At 63.4% G+C, this 24,587-nt stretch carries 22 protein-coding genes and 1 pseudogene; 12 read left to right on the top strand and 11 right to left on the bottom strand.

The genetic code is table 11. From position 1 onward, the window contains the following. Window position 1: 1 nt before the first annotated feature. Complete coding sequence (gene aceK, locus P8014_RS03600) at window positions 2-1,795, top strand: bifunctional isocitrate dehydrogenase kinase/phosphatase (RefSeq protein ID WP_337815942.1); 1,794 nt, start codon at window positions 2-4, stop codon at window positions 1,793-1,795. Here the strand turns inward: aceK and P8014_RS03595 are convergent. Both P8014_RS03595 and aceA read right to left on the bottom strand, forming a co-directional pair. After that, window positions 1,741-2,113, bottom strand: a pseudogene (locus P8014_RS03595) (putative 4-hydroxy-4-methyl-2-oxoglutarate aldolase). The gene aceK and the pseudogene P8014_RS03595 overlap by 55 nt on opposite strands. Before the next feature lie 74 nt (window positions 2,114-2,187). Continuing rightward, complete coding sequence (gene aceA, locus P8014_RS03590; protein ID WP_337815941.1) at window positions 2,188-3,519, bottom strand: isocitrate lyase; 1,332 nt, start codon at window positions 3,517-3,519, stop codon at window positions 2,188-2,190. 164 nt (window positions 3,520-3,683) lie between these two features. On the opposite strand from aceA, the gene P8014_RS03585 reads away from it, so the two are divergent. Beyond that, the gene (locus P8014_RS03585) at window positions 3,684-4,622 is read left to right on the top strand and encodes a LysR family transcriptional regulator (protein ID WP_337815940.1); all 939 of its coding nucleotides are present in this window, start codon (window positions 3,684-3,686) and stop codon (window positions 4,620-4,622) included. 16 nt (window positions 4,623-4,638) lie between these two features. Here P8014_RS03585 and P8014_RS03580 read toward each other — a convergent pair whose 3' ends face one another. From P8014_RS03580 to P8014_RS03555, 6 genes are all read right to left on the bottom strand, one after another. Then, window positions 4,639-8,133, bottom strand: coding sequence for an FAD-dependent oxidoreductase (locus P8014_RS03580; RefSeq protein WP_337815939.1), 3,495 nt, complete (start codon window positions 8,131-8,133; stop codon window positions 4,639-4,641). Window positions 8,134-8,319: 186 nt separating this feature from the next. Continuing rightward, complete coding sequence (locus P8014_RS03575; protein ID WP_337815938.1) at window positions 8,320-8,517, bottom strand: DUF2892 domain-containing protein; 198 nt, start codon at window positions 8,515-8,517, stop codon at window positions 8,320-8,322. 110 nt (window positions 8,518-8,627) lie between these two features. Further along, window positions 8,628-9,317 carry a Crp/Fnr family transcriptional regulator gene (locus P8014_RS03570; protein WP_337815937.1) on the bottom strand — a complete coding sequence of 230 codons (690 nt, stop codon included), beginning with the start codon at window positions 9,315-9,317 and terminating at the stop codon, window positions 8,628-8,630. A 29-nt stretch (window positions 9,318-9,346) separates the two neighbouring features. Further along, window positions 9,347-10,222: a carbon-nitrogen hydrolase gene (locus tag P8014_RS03565; RefSeq protein WP_337815936.1), complete on the bottom strand. Its 876-nt coding sequence runs from the start codon at window positions 10,220-10,222 to the stop codon at window positions 9,347-9,349. Window positions 10,223-10,233: 11 nt separating this feature from the next. Next, window positions 10,234-11,298 (bottom strand): agmatine deiminase family protein, encoded by a 1,065-nt coding sequence (locus P8014_RS03560; protein WP_337815935.1) that lies wholly within the window; start codon window positions 11,296-11,298, stop codon window positions 10,234-10,236. 14 nt (window positions 11,299-11,312) lie between these two features. Continuing rightward, on the bottom strand, window positions 11,313-11,630 hold the full coding sequence (locus tag P8014_RS03555; RefSeq protein WP_337815934.1) for a hypothetical protein: 318 nt from the start codon (window positions 11,628-11,630) through the stop codon (window positions 11,313-11,315). Window positions 11,631-11,969: 339 nt separating this feature from the next. Here P8014_RS03555 and P8014_RS03550 point away from each other — a divergent pair, with 339 nt between their 5' ends. Then, a complete protein-coding gene (locus P8014_RS03550; RefSeq protein WP_337815933.1) occupies window positions 11,970-13,214 on the top strand; it encodes a lipoprotein-releasing ABC transporter permease subunit in 1,245 nt (414 codons plus the stop codon). Between the two features lie 10 nt (window positions 13,215-13,224). Next, the gene (lolD, locus tag P8014_RS03545) at window positions 13,225-13,929 is read left to right on the top strand and encodes a lipoprotein-releasing ABC transporter ATP-binding protein LolD (protein WP_337815932.1); all 705 of its coding nucleotides are present in this window, start codon (window positions 13,225-13,227) and stop codon (window positions 13,927-13,929) included. On the opposite strand, the gene P8014_RS03540 is transcribed toward lolD, so the two are convergent. Both P8014_RS03540 and P8014_RS03535 read right to left on the bottom strand, forming a co-directional pair. After that, window positions 13,914-14,549, bottom strand: coding sequence for a hypothetical protein (locus tag P8014_RS03540; RefSeq protein WP_337815931.1), 636 nt, complete (start codon window positions 14,547-14,549; stop codon window positions 13,914-13,916). The two genes, lolD and P8014_RS03540, sit on opposite strands and share 16 nt — an antisense overlap. Then, entirely contained in the window at window positions 14,546-15,076 is a 531-nt protein-coding gene (locus P8014_RS03535; RefSeq protein ID WP_337815930.1) for a DUF2062 domain-containing protein, read from the bottom strand. The genes P8014_RS03540 and P8014_RS03535 overlap by 4 nt, the downstream gene beginning before the upstream one ends. Window positions 15,077-15,236: 160 nt before the next feature. Here P8014_RS03535 and P8014_RS03530 point away from each other — a divergent pair, with 160 nt between their 5' ends. The 8 genes from P8014_RS03530 (at window position 15,237) to kdsB (ending at window position 23,575) form a co-directional block, all read left to right on the top strand. Beyond that, window positions 15,237-17,531: a DNA internalization-related competence protein ComEC/Rec2 gene (locus tag P8014_RS03530; protein WP_337815929.1), complete on the top strand. Its 2,295-nt coding sequence runs from the start codon at window positions 15,237-15,239 to the stop codon at window positions 17,529-17,531. 53 nt (window positions 17,532-17,584) lie between these two features. Further along, entirely contained in the window at window positions 17,585-18,223 is a 639-nt protein-coding gene (locus tag P8014_RS03525; RefSeq protein WP_337815928.1) for a MotA/TolQ/ExbB proton channel family protein, read from the top strand. After that, window positions 18,220-18,648 carry a biopolymer transporter ExbD gene (locus P8014_RS03520; protein WP_337815927.1) on the top strand — a complete coding sequence of 143 codons (429 nt, stop codon included), beginning with the start codon at window positions 18,220-18,222 and terminating at the stop codon, window positions 18,646-18,648. The genes P8014_RS03525 and P8014_RS03520 overlap by 4 nt, the downstream gene beginning before the upstream one ends. Beyond that, entirely contained in the window at window positions 18,648-20,435 is a 1,788-nt protein-coding gene (msbA, locus tag P8014_RS03515) for a lipid A export permease/ATP-binding protein MsbA (RefSeq protein WP_337815926.1), read from the top strand. The genes P8014_RS03520 and msbA overlap by 1 nt, the downstream gene beginning before the upstream one ends. Further along, window positions 20,422-21,570: a hypothetical protein gene (locus P8014_RS03510; RefSeq protein ID WP_337815925.1), complete on the top strand. Its 1,149-nt coding sequence runs from the start codon at window positions 20,422-20,424 to the stop codon at window positions 21,568-21,570. Before msbA ends, P8014_RS03510 begins: the two co-directional genes overlap by 14 nt. A 136-nt stretch (window positions 21,571-21,706) precedes the next feature. Beyond that, entirely contained in the window at window positions 21,707-22,651 is a 945-nt protein-coding gene (lpxK, locus tag P8014_RS03505; RefSeq protein ID WP_337815924.1) for a tetraacyldisaccharide 4'-kinase, read from the top strand. After that, the gene (locus P8014_RS03500) at window positions 22,632-22,817 is read left to right on the top strand and encodes a Trm112 family protein (RefSeq protein ID WP_337815923.1); all 186 of its coding nucleotides are present in this window, start codon (window positions 22,632-22,634) and stop codon (window positions 22,815-22,817) included. Before lpxK ends, P8014_RS03500 begins: the two co-directional genes overlap by 20 nt. Then, window positions 22,814-23,575: a 3-deoxy-manno-octulosonate cytidylyltransferase gene (gene kdsB / locus P8014_RS03495; protein WP_337815922.1), complete on the top strand. Its 762-nt coding sequence runs from the start codon at window positions 22,814-22,816 to the stop codon at window positions 23,573-23,575. The genes P8014_RS03500 and kdsB overlap by 4 nt, the downstream gene beginning before the upstream one ends. 283 nt (window positions 23,576-23,858) lie before the next feature. Here the strand turns inward: kdsB and P8014_RS03490 are convergent, their stop codons facing one another. Beyond that, the gene (locus P8014_RS03490) at window positions 23,859-24,398 is read right to left on the bottom strand and encodes a hypothetical protein (protein ID WP_337815921.1); all 540 of its coding nucleotides are present in this window, start codon (window positions 24,396-24,398) and stop codon (window positions 23,859-23,861) included. Between the last annotated feature and the right edge of the window lie 189 nt (window positions 24,399-24,587).

Here is a 24,587-nt window from a genome sequence, read left to right as displayed (position 1 = left end):
AATGAGAGATCAGGCAGAAATTATCGCGAACACGATCCTCAAGGGGTTCAATCGGCATTTCAGGCTGTTCCAGAAGATAACTGCCGGGGCCAAGGCCCGTTTCGAGACGGCGGATTGGAAAGGAGTGCAGAAGGCCTCGGCGGATCGCATTTCCTATTACGAAGAGCGCGTGCGCGAGGTAGTCGAGCATTTTCATGGCGATACCGGCATGATCGAGCTTGACGGGCCGCTGTGGCAGGAAGTGAAGCGTCGCTATGTCGATCTGCTGATGTTTCATCCGCAGGCCGAACTCGCGGAAACCTTCTACAACTCGGTTTTTTGCAAACTTTTCGACCGTCGGTATTTCAACAACGACAATATCTTCGTCGAAACCACCCTGGCGGAGACTATTCCGGTTCCCAAGGAGAGCGTGTACCGGAGTTATTTTCCGGGTGTCGACGGCTTGCGCAATACCATTCGAAGGATTCTTTCGGACTTCGGATTCAGCCTGTCGTTCGTCGACATGGACCGAGATATCCTGTTGATGGTCAGGGCCTTTTCCAGACAGTCCGAGCAGGCGAACCATAAGCTGCATCATGTGCGCTTCGATATTCTCAAGTCCGCGTTTTATCGCAACAAAGCGGCCTATATCGTGGGGCGCGTGGTGACGCGCGGCGGCGTTCAGCCGTTCATCATCCCGATTCTGAATCGCGAAGGAATCGGACTCTATATGGATACACTGATCACCGACGCCAACCAGATGACGGTAATTTTCGGGACCTCGCGTGCGTATTTCATGGTCGAGACCCAGGCGCCGTCGGCGCTGGTGTATTTTCTCAAGGAATTGCTGCCGCATCGGAAAGTTGCAGAGCTTTATTCGGCCATCGGATTCCACAAGCAGGGGAAAACGGAATTCTACCGCGAGCTGCTGACGCACATGACGAATTCGTCGGACATGTTCCAGCGCGCAGCGGGCGTCAGGGGGATGGTGATGGAGGTGTTTACGCTGCCTTCGTTTCCCTATGTTTTCAAGGTCATAAAAGACCGCTTCCCGCCCGGCAAGGACTTTTCGCGTGCCATCGTCGAACGTCGCTACCAACTGGTCAAGAAACACGACCGGGTGGGGCGCATGGCCGATACAATGGAGTATTCCGATGTAGCCTTGCCACTTGCGCGCATCGATCCGGTGTTGCTCGGGGAGCTGAAGCAGAGCATTGCGTCGTCGCTCGAGTTCGACGGAGATCTGCTCGTCATCAAACATCTGTATATCGAACGTCGACTGACGCCACTGAATATCCATATCAAGGATCTGGACGAGGCCGCTCAGCGTGACGTCATTTTCGATTACGGCGTGGCGCTGAAGGACATGATGGCGGCCAACATCTTTCCGGGCGACATGCTGCTGAAGAATTTCGGCGTGACGCGTCAGGGTCGAGTGGTGTTCTACGACTACGACGAGGTGCAGTACTTGCTTGATGTGAATTTCAGGAAGATTCCGAAGCCGCAGACGCCGGAGCAGGAAATGTCCGGAGAGCCTTGGTATTCGGTGGGGCCGAACGACATCTTTCCCGAGGAGTTCGTGACGTTCATCATGCCGCAGCCAGGCATGCGGCAGATGTTCGTGGGCATGCACGCCGAACTGCTCGATGCGGCGTACTGGCGCGAGGTTCAGGAGGGCATTCGCGCGGGCAGGATTGCCGATGTCTTTCCTTATCCTCAGTCGCAGCGCTTCATCCACGAATATGCGCTCCAGGGCGAGGTTCAGGAATTCGGCGGCGACAGCAGCACGATGCCGTCTTCGTCGGCATATAGTTGATCGCCCGGGAAAAAATCCACGCCGAGAAAACTGATCGGAGCCGTTGTCCACGGCTTTCTGTGCCAATATGTCCCCGATCAGCGCGCAGCGCAGCGAGCCGCTACCGTCGACCACTAGCACCCGGCCGTGGCCGGGCTGCGATACGCACTCGCGTACGCGGGAGTTGTCATCATGGCAGCGCACGGTTTCGACCGGGCCCGCAAAGGCCCGGCGTCCACCGAAATCTGCCAGCCCAGGTGCGCAGACCTGAAGCCGGTCGCCGAATTCGTCATAGAGATCGGCAGTTTTGAAACCGGTCGTTTTCGCGTCGGATGTCATTGCTCATGCCCCGCGAAGGGGTGACGTCCTTGTCCAGAGTCATCCTTGATTTTGCGGTTTGACACCGTCTCGCTTCAGCGACCGGCGGCGGCAGTGAACTGGGCTTCTTCCGTGGAGCCCGTGAGTGCCGTCACCGACGAAGTGCCGCCCTGTATGGTCGTGGTGACGTCGTCGAAGTAGCCTGCACCGACTTCCTGTTGGTGCGAGACGAAGGTGTAGCCCTTGTCGCGCGCGGCGAACTCGGGTTGCTGCACCTTCTCGACGTAGTGCTTCATACCTTCGCCGCGCGCGTAGTCGTGCGCGAGGTCGAACATGTTGAACCACATGTTGTGGATGCCGGCGAGGGTGATGAACTGGTACTTGTAGCCGTACTCGGACAGTTTGTCCTGGAACTCTGCGATGGTCTTGTCGTCCAGGTTCTTTTTCCAGTTGAACGACGGCGAGCAGTTGTACGCCAGCAGCTTGTCGGGATTGTCTGCCAGCACTTCTTCGGCGAATTCGCGTGCGAAGCCCAGGTCGGGGGTGCCGGTTTCGCACCACACCAGATCGGCATAAGGGGCGTAGGCCTTGCCGCGCGAGATGGCCTGCTCCAGACCGTTGCGCACTTCGTAGAAGCCTTCGGAGGTACGCTGGCCGGTGACGAAGGGACGGTCGTACGCGTCCACGTCGGAGGTCAGCAGGGTGGCGGCCTCCGCGTCGGTGCGCGCCAGCACCAGGGTCGGAACGCCGCAGACATCCGCCGCCAGGCGCGCGGCAACCAGCTTCTGTACCGCCTCCTGAGTAGGAACCAGCACCTTGCCGCCCATATGGCCGCATTTTTTCACCGCGGCGAGCTGGTCTTCGAAGTGCACGCCGGCCGCACCGTTGGCGATCATGTTCTTCATCAGTTCGAAGGCGTTGAGCACGCCGCCGAAACCGGCTTCCGCATCGGCGACGATGGGCAGGAAGTAATCGATGAAGCCTTCGTCGCCGGGCTCCAGGCCACGGCCCCACTGAATCTCGTCGGCACGCTTGAAGGCGTTGTTAATGCGCCGGACCATGGTCGGGACCGAGTCGTAGGCGTACAGCGACTGATCCGGATACATGGTTTCGGAGGTGTTGCCGTCGGCGGCGACCTGCCAGCCGGACAGATAGATCGCTTCCACGCCGGCCTTGGCCTGCTGCACCGCCTGACCGCCGGTGATGGCGCCGAGGCAGTTGACGTAGCCTTTCCGGGCACCGCCGCGGACCAGCTTCCAGAGCTGTTCTGCGCCGTTGCGGGCGTAGGTGTATTCGGGCTGCACCGAGCCGCGCAGACGTACGACGTCTGCGGCGCTATAGCCACGCTTCACGTTTTTCCAACGCGGATTTTCGAGCCAATCCTTCTCGATCTGGGCAATCTGTTCGCTACGTTTGCTGGCGCACATGGCGTGTCCCCCGTGATATGACTGATTCGGATGTGTCGGCGGCGGGTTCTTTCCGATTGCTGACCCGCATCGTTCAATCCTTGACTCCTCGGAAGCCAGTGTAGTGGGACAGGGTATAATTCAGCCAATTTATTGTTGTTATCTTCGTAATTCATGGTGTGAATATGAATATCGAGAAGTTCGATCTGAACCTGCTGCTCTATCTGGACGTCTTGCTGCGCGAGCAGAACGTGACCCGGGCCGCTTCACGCCTGCGCATCACCCAGCCGGCGATGAGCAACGGCCTGAAGCGCCTGCGTACGCTGCTGAACGATCCGATACTGGTGCGAACCTCGGTCGGCATGGTGCCTACCGAGCGCGCCCTGAGGCTGCAGCCGGTGGTGCGTGGCGTGCTGCTGACGCTGGAGGAGACGCTGCAGCCGGATCACGCGTTCAAGCCGGAAGCCAGCCGGCGCGTTTTCCGCATCATGGCCAGCGACTATGCGGCGAGCACGCTGGTTCCGGCGCTGCTGAAGCGTTTGACGGACGTGGCGCCCGAAGTCGCGCTGGATATCATGACGCCCAGCGACGTCACCATTCACGAGGTGGAGAGCGGGAAGGTGGATATGGCCTTGAACCGTTTCGACGACCTGCCGCTGTCTTTCCACCAGTCCACGCTATGGACGGACGATTTCTGCTGCCTGGTGCATGCGGACAGCGCATTCGTCGAACGTCCGGATTTGGAGAACTATCTGGCGGCCCGGCACGTGTGGGTCAGCAAGACCGGCTTCGGTGTCGGCGTCGGCATGGACACCGAAGACGTGCAGAAACTCGGTTGGGTGGACGAGGCCCTGGCGGTGCTGGGCGCCAAGCGCAACATCAGCGTGTTTACGCGCAACTATCACGTCGCCATGCACCTGACCCGCGAGCCCGGCCTGGTCGCTACGCTGCCCGGCCGCGCGGCGCGCCTTTACGGTGGCGATCCGCAACTGCGGATCATTCCGCCGCCGTTCGTTATTCCGCCATTCGAGCTGAAGATGATCTGGAGTCCATTGTTGAACAAGGACGCCGGTCACGTGTGGCTGCGCGGCCTGATCCGGGAAACGGCGGCCGCCGGCGCGTAGCCGGGGTCGCGCGGCTTCATTCTTCGACAGGCACCTGCGCTAGCACGTGATCCAGCCAGCGGGCGCTGAGCCGGTCCGATAGGCGGTTCTGCGACTGGCGGGCAGCGAGGTTGCCGACGTCGATCCAGGCCAGCGGCTGGTCCTGCTCGGCGCAGGAGAACACCGCGCGCGTGCGTTCACCGGTCTCGGGGTCGATCTGCCATTGCAGGCACTGTCCGCAGACGCCCTTTAGCATGCACTGCATCGGGCTGCCGACCGTGCCGTAGGCCTGCACGCCGGGCTTGAATGCCTCGTGTAGCCGGCCTTCCGGCTGCAGTGCCTGCTGGAACGCGCCGAGCAAGCCGGTCGAACCCATCACCATGATCTGATCGACGCTTGCCAGCGGCGTATGCGCCTGATCGTCGCCGGTGAGTGCGCCGCGGGCGTAGCGTTGCAGCAGATCGACCACGTCGCGGGCCTCGATGCTGATGTCCTGTGGCCGGCGGGCGTCGATCTGGCGGCCTGAGCTGACCGCCCAGATGATTTGGTCGGCGGCCTGTTCGAGTTCGTCCTGGCGGTCGAGTTCGTGCGCGGAGCTGAAAGCGCCGACGTAGATCACGCGGTTGCCGGCAGCGCGCAGGGCGGGGCCCAGATCCAGCATCACCGCAGCGCCCCAGCGGCCGGCGACGATGAGCACCGTCTTGCCCTCGGGTATGTGCGCCGGGGCGCCGGTTGGGCCCATGAGCACCACGGGTTCGCCTTGCTTGAGGCGGCCGGTGAGGCGCGGGCCGCTGCCCCACTGCAGCACCAGCAGACGGATGCGATCGCCCTTGACGCCGGTCCCGCTGACGGTGATGACCGGGATCTGCAGCCGAGTTCCGGCGACGGTCGGGCTGTTGCTTTCGAAGGTCTGCAGGCGGAAGAACTGGCCGGGGCGGAAGTTGCGCGCAGCCATAGGGGCACGCACCCAGAGTTCGACCACCGCCGGGCTTGGATGCAGCACTTCGGCCACGGTAGCGGTGAGACGGTCGTGCAGGCGCGCGGCGAAGGCGTCGTAGGCCTCATCATCGTGCGCAGGCAGGGTATTCAGTGAGCGCATGACGCCGCCGTAGCTGCGCTTGGCGGAGGCGATGGCCTTGACCACGCTGCCGTTGAACACGGGGTTTGTATCGCCCAGGAAGGTGATCTTGCGGCCTTCGTGCTCGTAGGAGGTGAAGCCGCCGAACTCGTTGCTCTTGCAGTGTTCGGCGACACCGACCGGCTGCAGGCTGCCGGTGTGGTTGCGGTGCGGCTTGTAGTGTGTGCCCTCGAGTTCGAAGGTGTTCGGGTACTCGCGCTCGTAGAGCGTGTTGGGCACGGTGCCGGCGGCGGCGAATACGGCACGTGCGGGCAGACGCACTTCCTCGTTGGTGCCAATCCAGCGGCCTTCCTCGGCCACCACGCGGCGGAATACCACGGCTTCGGTGTGCTGGTGTTCGTCGAGTTCGACGCGCAGCGGATCCAGTCCTTCGGCGTAGTAAATGCCTTCCTCTGCGGCCTTGGTGATCTCCTCGTGATTGCGCAGATAGGCGGGGGAGGCGTTCATGCCCTTGCGGTAGGCCAGGGTGACGCCACCCCATTCGCGCAGCAGGTGGATGAATTCGGGGGCACGTCCTTCGGCGGCTGCGCGTTCGCGTTCGGCACGCACCGCGCGGCCGTGGCCGAGGAACTCCTCCAGCACGCCTTGATCTTCGGGCATGAGGCCGGGCAGCACTTCGCCGTCGCTGCCCGCGGCCTGCAGCGTCTCGTAGCGCTGCAGCACCTTTTCGACCTGCTTGATGTAGTACGCCTGCACCTCGGTGGCGGTGTCGATGGCGGTGAGGCCGCCGCCGATGACCACGGCGGGCATGCGCACCTGCAGGTTGGCGAGGCTGTCCTCCTTGCCGGCGCCGGTCAGCTGCAGCGCCATCAGAAAATCGCTGGCCTGGCGCATGCCGCGGGCCAGGCTGTTGCCGATCGGAATCACGCGCGGCAGGCCGGCGCCGGTGGCCAGGCAGACGTGGTCGAAACCGAGGCGCCAGGCATCTTCCAGCGTCAGCGTGCCGCCCAGGCGGACGCCGCCGAAGGCCTGGAAGGTCGGACGGCGCAGCAGCGTGAGATAGATCAACTTGAGGAAGTTTTTGTCCCAACGGGGCGTGATGCCGTATTCGGCGACGCCGCCGAAGCCGAGCAGGATGCGCCGATCCAGCGGTTCGACCAGCTCGTTCCAGTCGCGCACCGGTTCGTCGATCAACTGCTGCGGAAGCGGCTCGATCTTGAGGCCGTCGATGCCGACCACGGCACAGCCTTCCTGCGTGAGGTGGTGCGCCATGGTGAAGCCGGCCGGTCCCAGGCCGGCGATAAGCACGCGGCGGCCGGTGTATTCCCGCATTACCGGCTGCTTGGCGCGCAGCGGATTCCAGCGCGTGAGCAGATCGTAGAGTTCGACGCCCCAGGGTAGGTCAAGGATGTCGGTCAATACGCGGGTCTCGATCTGCGGAATGTTGACCGGATCCTGCTTCTGGTAGACGCAGGCCTTCATGCAGTCGTTGCAGATGCGATGGCCGGTGGCCGGAATCATCGGGTTGTCGCGCATGGCGACGGCCAGCGCGGCCAGAGGGCGGCCGTCGCGGCGCAGTAGGTGCATCTCGGAAATCTTCTCTTCCAGCGGGCAGCCGGTCAGGGTGTTGCCCAGCGGGTCCTGCTTGAGGCCCAACTCGGGGCTGCCTTTCTTTTCCGGGAAGCCCTTGGAGCAGAAGTCGCCGTCATGATCGTGGCAGAAGATGCAGTAGTTGACCTGGTCTTGCACTTCACGCTGACCGGCGCGGGTGTCGGTCAGCGCGAAGCCGTCGCGCGGGCGCCAATGGACGGGCTGTGCCTGGAGACGGCCGTGCGCGTCGCCAGGCGCTTCTTGCAACTCGACCAGGCGCGCGTGATCCACGCGGCCCGGCAGGCGGAAGCTTGCCCAGCCGGAGACCAGTTCCGGTTCTTTGAGCGTGACGACGGCCCACTGGATCAGACGGTCGAGGTCTTCGTTGGCCTCGGGGTCATTGACCAGACGGTCGAAGAGCAGGGCGGTACCGAGTTCCATATCGTCGGAGGCGAGTTCTGCGGCGCGTTCGGCAACCCAGGCGTGTAGTTCCTCGCGGCTGACCGTGACCTGGCCGCGGTAGCGGCGGGCGCGGCGCGACACCAGGCCGGCCTTCATGCGCATGACCGGGTCCTGGGCGAGAATTTCCGCGCGCAACTCGTCGATTTCCGTTTCGACCGTGAACATGCGGACGATGAAGTCCTCGACATGCGCGGCGACGGCGATGAGCCATTCACTGAGAGCGCTGTCTTCGGCCTGCCCTCCGGCACGGAAAGCCAGCAACTGCCCGGCGAGTTCCGGCGCCTTGGCACTCAATTCCTCCAGAAAAGCGGCGTCGAATCGGGCGAGTCCCTGCGCCGTACGCAGATCGGCATAGTCGAGTTCGAGGCGTTCCAGTCCGGGGAAGCGGGCGGTCGAGGGCATGGTGTCTCCCAAGGGGAAAAAGGACGAATATTACTCTCTCATGATGCAAATTTCAGGTCCGCGGGATGCGGGAGGGAGAATCGTTCCTGTGCCGTTGCCGTGATTGCGCGGGCGGAGCGATACATGGGGCGGGGCGTGCGTGGGGCTGGGTGTCCCGGCGCCCCTGGGATGGGGCGCCGGGGGGCTTCATGACTTGTTTTTTAGCGGGCAGGTATTGATGCCGAACAGGGTGTAGGCGCCGCAGTAGCCGACAATGCCGGTTAACAACGGGACGACGCCGATCCAGCCCCAGGGCGACTGTAGGCCGATGAAAACCTGGGAGATGAGCAACAGGCCGATAACGATGCGGATCACGCGGTCGATGCCGCCGACGTTCATCTTCATGCTTGTATCCTCCGGACGTGATTTGATGCGTGGCGAAAACAGCGTGTGCGATGTCGCATAGCTGAGTGGGCTCATTATGCTCCCGGCAGGTTTTCGCTTCGGTGACTAGATCACCGTTCGAGGGTAGGTCGTTCAGATGATTTCGCCGCGAGCCGCTGCAATGCCGCCGGCTCGAGAATCTCGAGTTCTCCGCGTCCGACTCGAACCCAGCCACAATCCGAGAAATGCTTCAGTACGCGGCTGACCACCTCGCGTGCGCTGCCGAGTTCAACCGCCAGCGCCTGGTGCGTGATGGTCATGCGCGTTTCGGAGCCGGCAAGTCCGAGCAGCCGTCTGGCAAGTCTCGAATCGAAGCGCTCGAACGCGATTTCCTCGACCAGCTGCAGCAGAGCTGCAAGGCGTTCGCCGTAAGAGGCGAAAACGAATCGCCGCAGCGGGTCCGAAGCTTCGAGAGCGGCGCGAAAGGCGGCTGCGGGGATGGCCGCGGCGAGCACTTCGGTTTCCGTGATGCCTTCGGCCGTATAGTGCCCGTGTGCCAACAGGCAGGTCGTGGTCAACACGCAGGACTCGCCGGGGGCGACCCGGTACAGCACGATTTCGCGGCCGCTGGCCGAAAGCTGCTGTACGCGTATGCTGCCGTCTATGATCAGCAGATAATTGTGGCAGGCTTGGCCGCTTTCGAATACCCGCGTGTCGGTGGGAGCGCGGACGATTTCAGCTGCGTCCAGCGCATGCAGTCCTGCCGGATCGTCGATCTCGCGCAGGGCCGGGAAGTGTTCGAGCCAGGAGCGTGTGTCCATGAGCTGCCGTCCGCTGTCCGCCGGGTCGTTCAGTCCCGGTAGCGCAGCAGGATCTCGTCGTAGTCGTCGATGCGGCGATCGCGCAGGAACGGCCACATGCGGCGCACCTGTTCGCTGCGCTGCATGTCGATGTCGGCGAGCAGCACACAGGGCGCGTCGGATGGCGCTTCGGCGAGGAGTTCGCCCTGCGGGCCGCAGACGAAGCTGGCACCCCAGAACTGCGCGTCGGCCAGCACGCCGCTCGGGTCCGATTCCGGGCCGACGCGGTTGCAGGCCAGCAGAGGCAGGCCGTTGGCTACGGCATGGCCGCGCTGCACCAGACGCCAGGCGTCGAGCTGTCGGACATGCTCGTCTTCCGGTTCCTCGGGGTGCCAGCCGATGGCGGTGGGGTAGAGCAGCAGCTCGGCACCGGCCAGGGCCATGAGCCGGGCCGCCTCCGGGTACCATTGGTCCCAACAGACGAGTACGCCGAGCCGTCCGACGCTGGTGTCGATCGGTTCGAAGCCGAGGTCGCCGGGCGTGAAGTAGAATTTTTCGTAGTAGCCGGGATCGTCAGGAATGTGCATCTTGCGGTAGATGCCGGCGACGCTGCCGTCACGTTCGAGCACCACGGCGGTGTTGTGATAGATGCCGGCGGCGCGGCGCTCGAAGATCGAACCGACGATCACGACGCCGTGCCTGCGGGCCTCTTCGGACAAAGCGGCGACGGTCGGTCCGTCCAGGGGTTCGGCCTGGTCGAAGACTTCGGCGTCTTCGGTCTGGCAGAAGTACAGTCCGGCGTGCAGCTCCTGCAGCAGGACCAATTCGGCGCCCTGCTCGGCGGCTTCCTGAATGCCGTGGATGCTCGTGGCGAGATTGGCTTCGCGGTCGGCCGAGTTGGCTTGTTGGATGAGTGCGACGCGCATGGCTGGGGCCTCTAGCGATCGTGGGGGGTGAGCACGCCGAATGGCAATTGCATGGTCAGGCAGTGCAGGCTGCCGTACTGCTGGATGATCGGTATGCAGTTGATGCCGATGATTTCGCGGCCGGGAAAGGCGCTGCCCAGAATCTCCATGGCGGCCTCATCGTGCACCGGATCGTCGTAGGTTGGCATGAGCACGGCGTGGTTGATGATCAGGAAATTGGCATAGGTCGCCGGCAGACGCTGGCCGTCATGTTTGTAGTGCGCCTTGGGCATTGGCAGGGGCAGTAGCCGGTAGGGTTCCCCGGCAGCGTCGCGCAGCGCCATGAGTTCGGTTTCCATGGCCTGCAACTCGGCATGGTGCTCGTCGGTCGGGTCGCCGCAGTGCACGTAGGCGATGGTGTGTTCGTCGCAGAAGCGGGCCAGCGTGTCGATATGGCCGTCGGTGTCGTCGCCTGCCAATGCGCCGTGGTCTAGCCACAGAATCCTGTTGACTCCAAGGGTTTCACGCAGTTCGGCTTCGATGGCAGTCTCGTCGAGGCCCTTGTTGCGGGTCGGGGTGAGCAGGCAGTGACGTGTGGTCAGGAGCGTGCCCGCGCCGTCGGTATCGATGGAGCCGCCTTCGAGGATCAGCCCGACCTGCTCCAGCGGCGTGTCGCCAAAGGCGCCGCCAGCGGCGACGGTGCGGTTGATGGCGTCGTCCTGCGCATAGGCATATTTGCCTCCCCAGGCATTGAAAGCGAAGTCTAGCAGGCGTGGTATGCCGTTCTGAAGTATGGCTATGGGGCCATGGTCGCGCGCCCATGTGTCGTCCGAAGGGGCGATCGCCAAGTGCAGGCGCGGTTGCGGACAGCCGCCTTTACGCAGGATCGCTTCGACGTGGCTGCGGTGGTCCGCGTCGCGGCAGACGACGAGCAAGTCTTCGCGCGTGCAGATGGTGTTGGCGATTTCGAGGTAGACGCTTTCGACGGCGGTCAGCTGCGGAGCCCAGAACGTGCGGTCGTGCGGCCAGGTGAGCATGACGCCGCTTTGCGGGGCCCATTCCGCAGGAAGGGTCCGTTGGGTTTCGGTGTGGGTCACGGTGTGTCCGGAGGTCAGGGTTTTGCGGCCGTTTTGCCGGTGTGTACCACGGTGTGGATGACGTGCTTGTCCGCGAAGTAGACGGTGTAGTCCGCGTAGATCCAACGCGCGATGGTCGGGTAGTTGGGAGCCGTCGGGGTCGGGGCCAGTTTCTTGAGCGGCGTTCCGAACTGGCTGCGTACCTGCTGCATGGTCATGCCGCGGGTCGGCTGCTTCGACAGCGTCGAAGCTTGGGCGTGTCCGTTGGGCAGGATGATGACCTGGGCCAGCGCGGGCGAGGCGAGGGTCAGTCCGAGCAGAGCCGTCAGGCTGAGTTGTAGGACGCGCGACATGGTGCTCTCCAGTCAATTGTTCGAATTGTGTATGTCAGTCTCCCGGGAACCATCGACCAGGCCCGTGCCGGTACAGGTTGAGCGGGCGCTGTACACGGCCGGCGGCGGTTTTTGGGACTGCCCTCGTGACTATAGCCTTTTGGAGTTTCAAATTGCACTGGCCGTTGATGGGAGACATTGAACTGTCGCGGACTAAGTATGGTGTTCGTTCGCTTGAGCGCTGGCATGAGGTGGGTCCGGTTCTAGGCAAAGGTGATCGATGTCCAGGGGCCCTATCCCACATGAATATCCACCGCAAGCCTGTTAACTGGTCATATCACTATGGTTTAATCGCCCGCTATGTTCCGACCTCTCGAACTCAGCATCGGACTGCGTTACACGCGAGCCAAGCGGCGCAATCATTTCATTTCCTTCATTACGCTGATCTCCATGCTTGGCATTGCGCTGGGCGTGACGGCCTTGATCACCGTGCTGTCGGTCATGAACGGTTTCGAGCGTGAACTGCAGAGCCGTATTCTTGGATTCGCTTCCGACGTTACGGTGCGCGAGTTCAGTGGCGGGCTCAAGAATTGGCAGGAGTTGAGCAAGCGTGTCGGCAAGGCTCCGGGAGTGACCGGTGTGGCGCCATACGTGCAGGGCGAGGCCATGGTCTCGGCCGGCCGTGCGGTCAGCGGCACGGTTCTGCGCGGCGTGCAGCCTTCGCGCGAAGGTGCGGTTTCAAAAGTCGGCAGCGATATGGTTTCCGGTTCGCTGGCGGCGCTCAAGCCTGGCGGTTTCGGCATCGTGCTGGGTAAGGATCTGGCCGCTTATCTGGGCGTGAGCTTGGGCGATCACGTTACCGTCATCACGCCTGATGCGACGGTCACGCCGGCAGGAGTTCTGCCGCGTTTCCGGCGTTTCACCGTGGTCGGCGTCTTTTCCGCCGGTATGTATCAGTACGACCGCGGCATGGCCTTCATCGACATGCAGGACGCCTCGCGTCTGTTCCGCCTCGACGGCGTCACCGGCTTGCGACTTAAACTGAATAAGGTGATGCAGGCACCCGAGGTGGCTGCGCGCCTGAGCAGCACGCTGGGACCGAATTACTGGGTTACCGACTGGACTCGGGAAAACGCCAACTTCTTTCATGCGGTGCGCACGGAGAAGACGGTCATGTTCGTGATCCTGTTCCTGATCGTGGCGGTCGGTGTGTTCAACATCGTGTCGACGCTGGTCATGGTGGTCAACGACAAGCAGGCCGACATCGCCATTCTGCGAACGCTGGGCATGTCACCGGGGCGGGTGATGAGGGTGTTCGTCATCCAGGGCACGGTGATCGGCCTGGTGGGCGTGCTGGTCGGGATCGCCGGTGGCGTCGTGCTGTCGCTCAACGTGGAAACCATCGTTCCGGCGATCGAGCGGGTGTTCCATGTGCAATTCCTTTCGCCGCAGGTGTACTACATCAGCCAATTGCCGTCCTATCTGGAATGGCGCGACGTGCTGCATATCGGCGTGATCGCTTTCGTGCTGACCGTGCTGGCGACCATTTACCCGGCCCTGCGTGCGGCACGCACGCAGCCGGCCGAAGCGTTGCGATACGAATAACGGATCAACCATGGTCTTAGACGCTCTTTCCTCCAACGAGCCCGTGCTGCGCGTAAGCGAGCTGAGAAAGACTTACCGGGAGAGCGAGCTCTCGGTGGAGGTGCTGCGCGGCATCAGCTTCTCGCTGATGCCGGGAGAGAAAGTCGCCATCGTCGGCAGTTCGGGCAGCGGCAAGAGCACATTGTTGCATCTGCTCGGCGGGCTGGATACGCCCAGTACCGGCAGCACCGAGGTGTGCGGCAAGGACATGAGCAAGCTGTCCGACCGCCAGCGCGGCGAGCTGCGCAACGAGTCTCTGGGTTTCGTCTACCAGTTCCACCACCTATTGCCGGAGTTCACGGCGCTGGAAAACGTAGCCATGCCGCTGATGATCCGCGGCACGCACACGGCGCAGGCCGAGCAGCGCGCGCGGATGCTGCTGGAGCGGGTGGGCATGTTGGGCCGCACCGAACATAAACCGGGCGAGTTGTCCGGCGGCGAGCGCCAGCGCGTGGCCATCGCCCGTGCAGTGATTACGGAGCCGCGCGCCGTGCTGGCCGACGAACCTACGGGCAATCTCGATCGCAAGAATGCGGAGCAGATCTTCCGTCTGCTGCTGCGGCTCAACGAGGAACTCGAGACGGCGCTGGTCATCGTGACCCACGATCCTTTGCTGACCCGGCGCATGGACCGTGTGCTGCGTCTCGACGACGGCCAGCTCTACGTCAGCAGTTGACGGCCCAGCGTCAGGCCGTAGGCAATGACGCCTGGAGCCTGGAACAGTGGCAGCAGAGCTTCGCCGATGATGAGACCGCTGCCGGTCACGGCCCAGTGGCGATCGACGATTCCCCCCAATGCCTGACCGAACAGTCGACTCAGGCGGTAGCCGGCCCAGGCCAGTACGACGAACAGCAGTGCGCTGACCGGGTCGGGCAGGTAATCCAGAGGCGCCGTGGCCAGCCAGTGTGCGATCAGCATCAGCAGGGCTGCCGTCTGCAATGGCAGTAAAAGGGCCTGTAGCCCGGCCGGGCGCGCGACCCATGGCAGCGCCAATGCCAGCAGGGTGGCTAGATTGATCAATGCGCCCAGATGCGAACCACCGCCCGTAACTTTTGCCGGGTTCAGGGGGTATGCCAGGCCCAGCAGGGCGGGAAGCGCGATCAGCACGAAGGCGACCAGCAATAGCGCATGCGCCAGCGGGCGGCCGAGGTAGCGCAGTATCCACGCGCCGAGCGCGGCATGTTCGGCGTGCTGGCGTAGCCACTCGAGGCCTAGCGGCGCCGCCGCGGTGCCCAGCGCATAGACCAGCCCGCCGCCCAGAAGCCTGCGGTTCGCCGGAGCCTCGAACAAGGTCATTTGCGCGCCGTCAGACGACGCTTGCGGCGTTGTTCCCAGCGGTGCACCACGTTCAGGCGCCAGAACAGTTGCATGCCGATGTAGCCGAGCAACGCTGAGACGGTGCTGAGCAGCAGGCTGCCGACCAGCAGCGGTTTCCATACGCGCAGGAACTCTCCGCCGAACCATTCCAGGGAGAGATTGAACGCGGGCATGCCGTGCGAGGGAATACCGACTATCAAACTGCCGAGTTTGTAGGCGAAAAAGAAGATCGGGGGCATGGTCAGCGGGTTGCTGAGCCAGACCAGCGCGACGGCTATCGGGAGATTGACCCGCACGGCGATGGCGACCATCGCGGCAAGCACCATCTGGAACGGCATGGGTAGAAACGCCATGAACAACCCGACCGCGAAACCTCCCGCGACGGAATGACGGTTCAGATGCCAGAGGTTGGGGTCGTGCAGCAGGGTCCCAAGGAAGCGCAGAGACTTGTGTTCGCGTACCGTCTGGTAATTGGGAAACAGGCGCCGGATGATGTGCTTGGCCATGTCGCGCGATGGATCCGTGTCGGGCAAAAGTTGGAGAGCACATACATTATGGCATTCGGCCGTTGTTGCGTATGACGGTGAATGCAAAAAACTGTTCAGGTTGGCGCTGTGTTCGGGGATGACCACAGGAGCGTGAAGGGGGAAACATGATGGCAGTGGCGTGTGCAGTGCAGCGCTAGGCCTGTTGATCGGCATCTTCGCCGCTCAACAGTTCATGCATCCGCCGTCGCTCTGGTGGGCGGTGGCTTTGCCTCTGCTCGCCGTACCGGCATGGCGGCATCCCGTCTCGAAAACGCTGCTCTGGGTCGGTGTGGGACTGGCCTGGGCAGCGTGGCGTGCCGGTGTACTGTTGGGGCCTGTCTGGCCGGAGCAGGCGATGAGACAGGACGCCGTGCTGAGCGGTTACGTTTCCTCTATTCCTCAGGTTTCCGCGCATAGCCTGCGTTTCAGGTTCCGGGTCGAGGCCGCTAGCCTGCACGGGCGGGCGCTTCAGGAATTTCCGTCCGTGGTAAGGCTGAGTTGGCATGGCGCCGCGCCGCGCTTGAGGCCGGGTCAGCGCTGGCGGTTGGGCGTGCGGCTGAAGCCGCCGAATGGTTTCATGAATCCGGGGGGCTTCGACTACGAGAGATGGCTGTTTCGTCAGGGCATTCGCGCCACGGGCTATGTGCGCCCGCACGGAGCGCAGCGCCAGCCGGGACTGAGTCTAACGCCGTCGGTGCGTCTGAGCCGCCTGCGTATGGAATTGGCGCAGCGAATCGCCGCGGTGGTGCCCGAGGGTGACGGACGCGGCGTGCTCATGGCGCTGACGCTCGGTATTCGCGACGGCATACCACAAACCCGCTGGCAGACCCTGCTGGATACGGGGACCAATCACCTCATCGCCATCTCGGGGCTGCACGTCGGCATGGTCGCGGCGGTGATCGGGTTGCTGATGCGTCGACTGTGGGCCCTGGTGCCGCGCCTGACCCTGTTGCTGGCCGCGCCGCGCGCGGCGGCGTTGTGCGCCCTGATCGCGGCTGGCTGTTATGCCGCATTGGCCGGTTTTACGGTTCCGACGCAGCGTGCTCTGCTGATGCTCGCCATTGTACTGGGTGGTGTGCTGTTGTGGCGCCGTGCCCGGCCTGCATGCTCGCTTTCCACCGCTTTGCTGGCCGTGCTGCTGCTTGATCCTCTCGCGGTCATGGATGCCGGTTTCTGGCTGTCTTTCGCTGCCGTCGCGGTGATTCTCTATGCCGTCACGGGCCGCTTCGAGGCAGGCTGGCTGCGCACCTGGGGGCGGGTGCAGTGGGGGCTTCTGCTGGGCCTGCTGCCGCTGACGGCGCTGCTGTTCCAGCGTGTCGCGCCGATCGCCCCGCTGGCGAATCTTCTGGCGGTGCCATGGGTGGGGTTAGTCGTCGTGCCGCTGGCGCTGCTCGGCCTGTTGCTGCTTGGAATCTGGCCAGCCGCCGGCGGCCTTCTGTTGGCGCTTGCCGGGGCGGCGCTGGGACCGTTGTGGCCGGTGTTGGAATTTCTCGCTGCGCTGCCGGGCGCACATCTGCGTCTGGGCGTGCCGTCGCTGACGGCGCTGGGATTTGCGTTGTGCGGTGTCGTCTGGATGCTCGCGCCGCGCGGATGGCCGGCACGCTGGCTCGGCGTGGTCATGGCAGGCCCCTTGTTGTGGCCGCCGTCAGTGCATCCGCCGCCCGGTGATTGGCGCCTGACGTTGCTCGACGTGGGGCAGGGCATGTCCGCGGTGGTGCAGACCGCGCGTCACACCCTGGTGTTCGACGCCGGTCCTCGCTTCAGTCCCCGGTTCGATACGGGCGAGGCGGTGGTCGCGCCGTACCTGCGCAGCCGTGCTCTGCGGCATCTGGACCTCGTGGTGATCAGTCATGACGACAATGATCACAGCGGTGGCGTGGAATCTCTGCTGAAGGCTTATCCGCATACGCGGGTGCTCGCCTCGAATGCGGTTGCGTGGAAAGGTTCCGAAGCGTGTAGGGCGGGGCAAGGGTGGACCTGGGATGGGGTTCGCTTCGAGATGCTTTCCCCTTCGGCACGGAGCAGCGGCGGGCGTAACGATCGCAGCTGCGTGCTGCGTATCTCGGGAGCTGGCGGCAGTGCACTGCTGCTGTCGGATATCGAAGCCGAGGCTGAACACAGGCTGGTAGGCCGATGGGGCGGGCGTCTTGCCTCCGACGTGATGATCGTGCCGCATCATGGCAGCGCCACTTCGTCCACGGAGTTGTTCCTCGATGCCGTGCATCCCAAGCTTGCCTTGCTCAGCCGCGGATTCGGCAATCGATTCGGCTTCCCTAAGTCCACGGTCATGCGGCGTTATGCCGTACGCGGAATAGCCATTGCAGATACCGCTGACTCCGGCGCCCTAGCCGTGAGTTTCAGCAGTGCGGAGGGAGTGCGGCTGTTGCCCGGATACCGTGAGAAGGCAGGCCGGTATTGGAATCGCCTGCAATGAAGTGTGTATGATTCGGCCTCGCCGAGTAATCCCATAAATCGAGAGGCGTACACGTGTTCGAGATAGTCAAAGCCGGTGGCTGGCTGATGCTTCCGATCATCGCCGCGTCTATACTGGCGCTGGCGATCATCCTGGAGCGTTTCTGGACGCTGCGCCGCGCACGCATCATTCCTCACGGTTTGCTTGAGTCCATCGTGAAGCAGCTCAAGGCCGGCGAGTTGAACGCCGAGCGGCTGCAGGCCATCGAGAGCGCTTCGCCACTGGGACAGATCCTCGCTACCGGCCTGCGCAACCGCAATCGTACGCATGAACTGATGAAGGAGCGCATTGAGGAAAGCGGGCGCCAAGTGGTTCATGAACTCGAGTGCTACCTCAATACGCTGGGGACGATCGCGGCCGTCTCGCCCCTGCTCGGGTTGCTTGGCACCGTGTTCGGCATGATCCAGGTCTTCAGCGTGATCACCTCGGTCGGCGTGGGCAACCCGCATATCCTGGCCGGCGGCATCGCCAAGGCGTTGATCACCACGGCCGCTGGACTTTCAGTGGCCATCCCGACTCTGGTTTTTCATCGATATTTCAGAGGGTTGGTCGAAAAACTTACGGTGGAAATGGAAGATCAGGCTGTGCGTCTGGCCGATACCTTGCGTGGTATGAAGAACGCGCGCAGCGCAGGCACCGGGGCGCAGAAATGAAGTTCCTCCGCCGCGACCGCCGCGATGATCCTGGCATCGACATGGCGCCGCTGATCGACGTCGTGTTTCTGCTGTTGATCTTCTTTATGGTTACTACGACCTTCAATAAGCAATCCGAACTCAAGATCGTACTGCCCAAGGCGCAGTCTAGTGAGGCGGTCAAGCCACGGAATCCGCTGACGCTGACCATCGACCGCCACGGCAACTACTATCTCAACGGCCGGGAACTGGTGAACACGCGGCCCGATACCCTGTTCCGAGCGCTGCAGGAGGCGAAGGCCAGCAAGGGCGGCAAGGTGCCGCTGATCGTGCGCGCGGATGCCAACACACCGTATCAGTCCGTGGTCACGGCCATGGACGTCGCCGGTCAGCTGGGTCTTTCCCGTCTGTCCATCGCGACCGACAAGCCCGCGCCAACCCGCTGATGTCCGATTCGTCCAAATCGCTCGATGGATTCGGCGTCTACCGGCGACTGCTGAGCGAGTCGCTGCGTTACTGGCCGTACCTGGTGCTGGCCGTGGTCGGAATGACCCTGACCGCCGCCACGCAACCGGCCATGGCCGCGTTGATGAAACCGCTGCTCGATGGCAGTTTCGTCGCCCGCAATATGACGGCCATCACCTGGATTCCCCCCGCGCTGGTCGGTCTGTACCTGGTACGCGGCATTGCCAGCTACGTGTCTTCGTATTTCATGGCCTACGTCGGTACGCACGTGGTCATGGACCTGCGTGGGCGCATGTTCGACCGGTTGTTGAACATGCCGGTGACGTTCTTCGACAATGCCTCCTCCGGTGAATTGTTGGCCAAGCTGACCTACAACGTCGAGCAGGTCGCCGGCGCGTCGACCAGTAGCTTTACCATCCTCATCCGCGACAGCATTACCGCCCTAGGCCTGCTGATCTGGGTGTTCTACGTGAGCTGGAAGTTGAGTCTGGTGTTCCTGGTGCTGTTTCCGATCATCGCCCTGATCACCACTTCGGTGACCAAGGTCTTCCGACGTCTGAGCCGCGGGATTCAGGACGTGGTCGGCGAGGTCACGCACGTGTCCGAGGAGATGATCGAGGGGCACCGCGTGGTCAAGCTGTTCGGCGGCAAGGAGTACGAGACCAAGCGTTTCGATGAGGTCAACCGCAAGAGCCGCCGTCTGCGCCTGCGTTCCACCGCGGCCGAGGCGGCGAGCCTGCCGTTGATGGAGTTCATCGCCTCCGTCGGCATCGCCTTCATCATCTACCTCGCTACCTCCGGAACATTGTTGCAGACGATGAGCGTGGGCAGCTTCGTGTCTTTCGTCACTGCGGTTCTCATGCTCATGGAACCACTGCGGCGTCTGGCGCAGATCAACCCCACGCTGCAGCGCGGCATCGCCGCCGGCGAAACCATATTCGAGCTGCTGGACGCCGAGCCGGAACCGGACCACGGCCGCGGGCGCCTCGAACGCGCCATCGGGCGCATCGAATATCGCGAGGTGAATTTCGGTTACGAGACCGCCAAGGGCGATGTGCTGCAGGATATCAACCTGGACATCGCGTCCGGGGAGACGGTCGCGCTGGTCGGCCGTTCGGGCAGCGGCAAGAGCACGCTGGTGAACCTGCTGCCGCGCTTCTACGAACTCGATCGCGGCGACATTCTTCTCGACGGCGTCTCGATCTCGCAGTTGCAGCTGGACAGCCTGCGTTCGCAGTTCACCTACGTCGGCCAGCAGGTTACGCTGTTCAACGACACCATCGCCAACAACATCGCCTATGGCGAACAGGGCGGCGCCTCGCGCGAGCAGATCATCGAAGCAGCCCGCGCCGCTCATGCCTGGGAGTTCATCGAGCAGCTTCCGCAGGGGCTGGATACGCTGGTCGGCGAGAATGGGGTGCTGCTGTCGGGCGGACAGCGACAACGCTTGGCGATCGCCCGCGCACTGCTCAAGAACGCCCCGATCCTGATCCTGGACGAGGCCACTTCGGCGCTGGATACGGAGTCCGAGCGCCACATCCAGGCCGCGCTGGAGACGCTGGTGCGCGGACGGACCACGCTCGTCATCGCGCATCGCCTATCGACGATCGAGAGCGCCGACCGCATTGTGGTCATGCAGATGGGCCGGATCGTCGAAGTCGGCACGCACGCCGAACTGATCGCCAAGAGCGGTGCCTACGCCCGCCTGCACCGCATGCAGTTCCACGAAGAACCCGAGCAGGCCGCCGAGACGCATGAGCAGCGCTGACGGGGATGGTTACGGCAGCGGCTGGTGGCCGGCATTGCGCGCGGATCTGCGCGACCGCTGGCGGGGCGAGCGCGCCAGAGCCAACGCTCGGCGCGGCTATCTGTTGCCGCCACGAGGCGAGGGCAAAGTCATCTGGTTCAAGGCCGGCGCAAGCCGCGAATCGGTGCTGCTGACCTGCGAGCTGCTTGGTGCGCTGCGCGAACGGCGTATAGACGTGCGCTTGGCGCTCACCTTCGAGTACGACTACGCCGACATCATCGAACCCCGTGTGCGCGGGCTGCGCAAGATTGGGCTGGGCTACGGCCCTGGAGATCGTCCCGCCGCCGTCACGCGCGTCATGCAGCGTCTGGAGCCATTCGGGCTGATCCTGGTGGATACACAGCCTTATGCGCATCTGCTCGATGTCGCCGCACGGGCAGGCACGCATCTGGCCGCCTTCAACACCGTGCCGTCCGGGACCGGCGTGGAGGCGGCATATCCCTGCGATGCCGCCCAGGCTCGGGCTTGGCTGGACGCTGGTACCGCCCAGTATGTCGCGGAGCCGACCGATCCGCTGGCGCTGTTCGTCGAGGCGCAGGCCGATACTACGCTGCGCAGTCTCGCTGCGGTGGGGCAAGGGGAGCTGAAGCTCTGGTGGTGGCACGGTCCCATCATCGCGGCCGGCGATTTCGTGCGGCATTGGCGCTCGAGTCCGCTGGCGACCGATGGCGTGTTGTTCGTCTCCAGCGATGAGGGTGATGTCTCTGCTGTCGCTGATCTGAACGTCAGCCGCTGGGATCGAGGTGCGTTGCCGGCGGGTAACGTTGTGGCGGTGGACGATCTGCGCTGGATTGCGGCGGTCGCCAGCGCTATCGATGCCGGCCATCTGCAGTCCGCCGCGCGTCGCACCGGATGGCAGGCGCTTGCCGGCAATAGCGCGATCAGTTTCGGACCGGGTGTGGCGATTGCGGCCCCGCATGACGAGGTCGTCAAGTTGGGCGATGCCGAAGCCGTGCTGCGCGAATGGCAGACGCTGCATTCCGAGCCGGTGGAGGCGCGCCGTCGCGGCGATGCGGGCCGACGCCGCTTCTGGGAGGAGCGGCGCCGGGCGCAGAAGGTGATGGACGAGTTTTTGCAGCGGGCGTTCGATTGGTAGTCTGCAACGAGTGTTGGAATGACCGGACGCAGCAGTGCATCGCGCAATAGTGTGAACAGGCCCTAGATCAGGCACGAGCATGTCCTTCGAGAACAGGATCCAGCGCGCATGGCAGCATCGCGGACCACTGTCCACGATGCTTTTGCCTTTGTCCGCGCTGTACTGCGCCGTGGCCCGGCGCCGCCGACAAGCGTTCCTGCGCACGCCGCCTCCGCTGTTGCCGTTGCCGGTCGTCGTCGTCGGCAACGTTACCGTGGGCGGGACCGGCAAGACGCCGATGGTGATCCGTCTGTGCCAGTGGCTGCGCGAACAGGGCTGGCGACCGGGCGTGATCAGTCGTGGTTACGGCGGCAGCGCCTCCGATCGACCGCTGCGCGTAACGCAGAGCAGCGGCGCTGCCGAGGCAGGCGACGAACCCCTGCTGATCGCGCTGCGCGCGGGGGTCCCGGTCAGTGTCTGCGCCGATCGTGTCGCCGCGGTGCAGGCGCTGCTTGCGGACGAGTCCTGCGACATCATCGTCGCCGATGACGGCATGCAGCACTATCGCCTGCCGCGCGACGTGGAGATCGCCATGCTCGACGGGCGTCGCCGCCTGGGCAACACGCGCTGCCTGCCGGCGGGTCCCCTGCGCGAGCCGGCAAACCGCCTGCGCGAGGTCGATTTCGTCGTGGTCACCGAGGGAGAACCTCGTGCGGGTGAATACGCCATGGCGTTGCATCTGGACGAGGCCTGGTCGCTCGCCGAACCCTCGCAGCGCAGGGAACTGTCCGATTTCTCGGGAGTTACGGTGCATGCGCTGGCCGGCATCGGCAATCCCGAACGTTTCTTCGCCGCGCTGGAGTCGGCGGGGCTGCGCATCCTCCGCCATCCCTTCCCGGACCACTACCGTTACCAGGCGGCTGATTTGATCTTCGATGACGGTGCGCCGGTGCTCATGACCGAGAAGGATGCCGTAAAATGCCGTGAGTTCGCGCTGCCTGATTGCTGGGCAGTGCCGGCCTCCGCCGAGCTGCCGCCTGAATTGACGGCAGCCCTCGCCGAACGTCTGAGGAAGCTTCGCAATGGACAAGAAACTGCTTGATATCCTGGTTTGCCCCGTCACCAAGGGGCCGCTGATCTATGACAAGGAGCGCCAGGAGTTGATTTCCAGGTCGGCGCGTCTGGCCTATCCGATCCGCGACGGGATTCCGGTAATGTTGGAGGAGGAAGCGCGTGCGCTGACTCAGGAGGAGGTCGAAGCGCTGTGAGCTTTCGCGTCGTGATCCCGGCGCGCTACGCCTCCACGCGCCTGCCGGGCAAGCCGCTGCAGCCGCTCGCGGGCCGTCCGATGCTGGCGCATGTCTACGACTGTGCCTGCGCTTCAGGGTCGGACGAAGTACTCGTGGCTACGGACGACGAGCGCATCGTCGAAGCCTGTGCCGGTTTCGGTGCGGAAGCCGTAATGACTTCCGCTACGCACCGTTCGGGTAGCGAACGGCTGGCCGAAGTCGTGCAGCTTCGGGGCTGGGCAGACGATGAGGTCGTGGTCAATCTGCAGGGCGATGAACCGCTGACGCCGCCGGCGGTGATCCGACAGGTTGCGGAAGATCTGATCGATTTTCCCGAGGCCAGCGTGTCGACGCTTTGTGCGCCGATCCACTCGGCGGCTCAACTGAACGATCCGCATACCGTCAAGGTGGTGTGTGATGCGACCGGTTACGCGCTGTATTTCAGCCGCGCTCCGATTCCCTGGGAGCGCGACGTGATGGGCGCCGAGGAGCGCGAGATGCCGATCGGCTGGCGCCATATCGGGCTCTATTGCTACCGCGCGGGATATTTGCGCCGCTACGTCGAGTTGCCGCCCTGCGAACTCGAAGACGTCGAGAAGCTCGAACAGTTGCGCGTACTTTGGCACGGCGCGCGAATTCACGTCGCCGAGGCGGTCGAGGTGCCGGGGCACGGCATCGATACGCCGGAGGATCTTGCCTTGGTTGAGGCTTTGCTGGCGCAGCGCGGTGCGAGATAGTCGGTTTTTCGGTAGGTATGGTGTTTCTGGGGGATGGAGTCGTATCCCTATTCTGAGGGTACCTGTGTTTGCGGATGAGTACCAGCGTTAGGTTTTTTGGACTGGTGTGGATGAAGGCGATGTATTTGCCAGCCCTAGTGGCTTGTTTCGTGCGCGATTCGGAGGATGGCAGCTCTAATCTGAATTGGCGACGCGCCCGAGTACCTTTCTTGCACACCCAAAGAAAGGCGCCAGAAAGGCTTTGTCCTTGTGCTGAAGGCAAGGCCACACGGGAACGGGGGAGTCAAAACAGAGCGCCTCCAGAGTGTTTGAAGCTCTGAAAAAGCTTGTTCAGAGGACTTTGCTGCCGGATGCGCTTTGTCTTGACGTAAGGTTTCCCCTGATCGCTTGCCTCGCGAACATGCGCCTGGGCGGGGATGGCAGGAAGGAAGCCGGCCAAGCAGCTCTTCGCAGGGAAGCGAAGGGCTGCTTGATCTCGTTCAGGGGTGCGTTCGCGAGGTTGCCCGTCAGGGACAAGCACAGCATTCTGCACCTGTGCCATTGGCGGCCGCAGCGACTCCAGGCTGTTTCGCCACAAGGCGCATCGCGCAGGGGAAGGCTTTATTGCCTTCACAAGCGGCGCAACACCGGGGTGGGACAGCCTGGAGCCGCTCTTCGGGTGGGCTGGTGTGCGCCCAGGGCCGCGTTGCGGCGCTTGCCAAGGGCTCGGGTCATTGCCTTCGCACAGCGCCTTGTCCTGAACACACATCAGCCCACTGCCGTCGCGAATGGCACAGGTGCCGAGTGCTTTGGGCGCGTTTCTTTCGCCGGTTTCTTTGCGCATTCAAAGAAAAATCGTCGGGAACGATTTTTCGCGCCAGCCCCGAAGGGGTGAGGCGCAGGGATGCGCCGAGCAAACCGGCTCGGGCGCGTCACCGGTCTAGATTGAGTCCCCGCACCTCAAATCGCGCCCGAAAAGTACTCCAAGAGCAAGAAAGGAATACTTTGAATTGAGCGCAAAACCCTCCTATGC

It is taken from the genome of Acidihalobacter sp., assembly GCF_037381185.1.
In the GTDB taxonomy this organism is placed as follows: Bacteria; Pseudomonadota; Gammaproteobacteria; order DSM-5130; family Acidihalobacteraceae; genus Acidihalobacter_A.
The sequence above is the reverse complement of the archived record's forward strand: the minus strand, read 5'-3'. Positions and strand labels throughout refer to the sequence as shown.

Bases quoted from the DNA above. Each gene is read 5' to 3' on its own strand.
- lpxK (WP_337815924.1), top strand. From the start codon at position 21,707: ATGCTTTTGCCTTTGTCCGCGCTGTACTGCGCCGTGGCCCGGCGCCGC.
- aceA (WP_337815941.1), bottom strand. From the start codon at position 3,519: ATGTGCGCCAGCAAACGTAGCGAACAGATTGCCCAGATCGAGAAGGAT.
- P8014_RS03510 (WP_337815925.1), top strand. From the start codon at position 20,422: ATGAGCAGCGCTGACGGGGATGGTTACGGCAGCGGCTGGTGGCCGGCA.
- P8014_RS03520 (WP_337815927.1), top strand. From the start codon at position 18,220: ATGAAGTTCCTCCGCCGCGACCGCCGCGATGATCCTGGCATCGACATG.
- P8014_RS03550 (WP_337815933.1), top strand. From the start codon at position 11,970: ATGTTCCGACCTCTCGAACTCAGCATCGGACTGCGTTACACGCGAGCC.
- P8014_RS03575 (WP_337815938.1), bottom strand. From the start codon at position 8,517: ATGAAGATGAACGTCGGCGGCATCGACCGCGTGATCCGCATCGTTATC.
- P8014_RS03565 (WP_337815936.1), bottom strand. From the start codon at position 10,222: ATGCGCGTCGCACTCATCCAACAAGCCAACTCGGCCGACCGCGAAGCC.
- aceK (WP_337815942.1), top strand. From the start codon at position 2: ATGAGAGATCAGGCAGAAATTATCGCGAACACGATCCTCAAGGGGTTC.
- P8014_RS03555 (WP_337815934.1), bottom strand. From the start codon at position 11,630: ATGTCGCGCGTCCTACAACTCAGCCTGACGGCTCTGCTCGGACTGACC.
- P8014_RS03500 (WP_337815923.1), top strand. From the start codon at position 22,632: ATGGACAAGAAACTGCTTGATATCCTGGTTTGCCCCGTCACCAAGGGG.
- P8014_RS03580 (WP_337815939.1), bottom strand. From the start codon at position 8,133: ATGCCCTCGACCGCCCGCTTCCCCGGACTGGAACGCCTCGAACTCGAC.
- P8014_RS03570 (WP_337815937.1), bottom strand. From the start codon at position 9,317: ATGGACACACGCTCCTGGCTCGAACACTTCCCGGCCCTGCGCGAGATC.
- P8014_RS03490 (WP_337815921.1), bottom strand. From the start codon at position 24,398: ATGCGCAAAGAAACCGGCGAAAGAAACGCGCCCAAAGCACTCGGCACC.
- lolD (WP_337815932.1), top strand. From the start codon at position 13,225: ATGGTCTTAGACGCTCTTTCCTCCAACGAGCCCGTGCTGCGCGTAAGC.
- P8014_RS03585 (WP_337815940.1), top strand. From the start codon at position 3,684: ATGAATATCGAGAAGTTCGATCTGAACCTGCTGCTCTATCTGGACGTC.
- P8014_RS03540 (WP_337815931.1), bottom strand. From the start codon at position 14,549: ATGACCTTGTTCGAGGCTCCGGCGAACCGCAGGCTTCTGGGCGGCGGG.
- P8014_RS03535 (WP_337815930.1), bottom strand. From the start codon at position 15,076: ATGGCCAAGCACATCATCCGGCGCCTGTTTCCCAATTACCAGACGGTA.
- msbA (WP_337815926.1), top strand. From the start codon at position 18,648: ATGTCCGATTCGTCCAAATCGCTCGATGGATTCGGCGTCTACCGGCGA.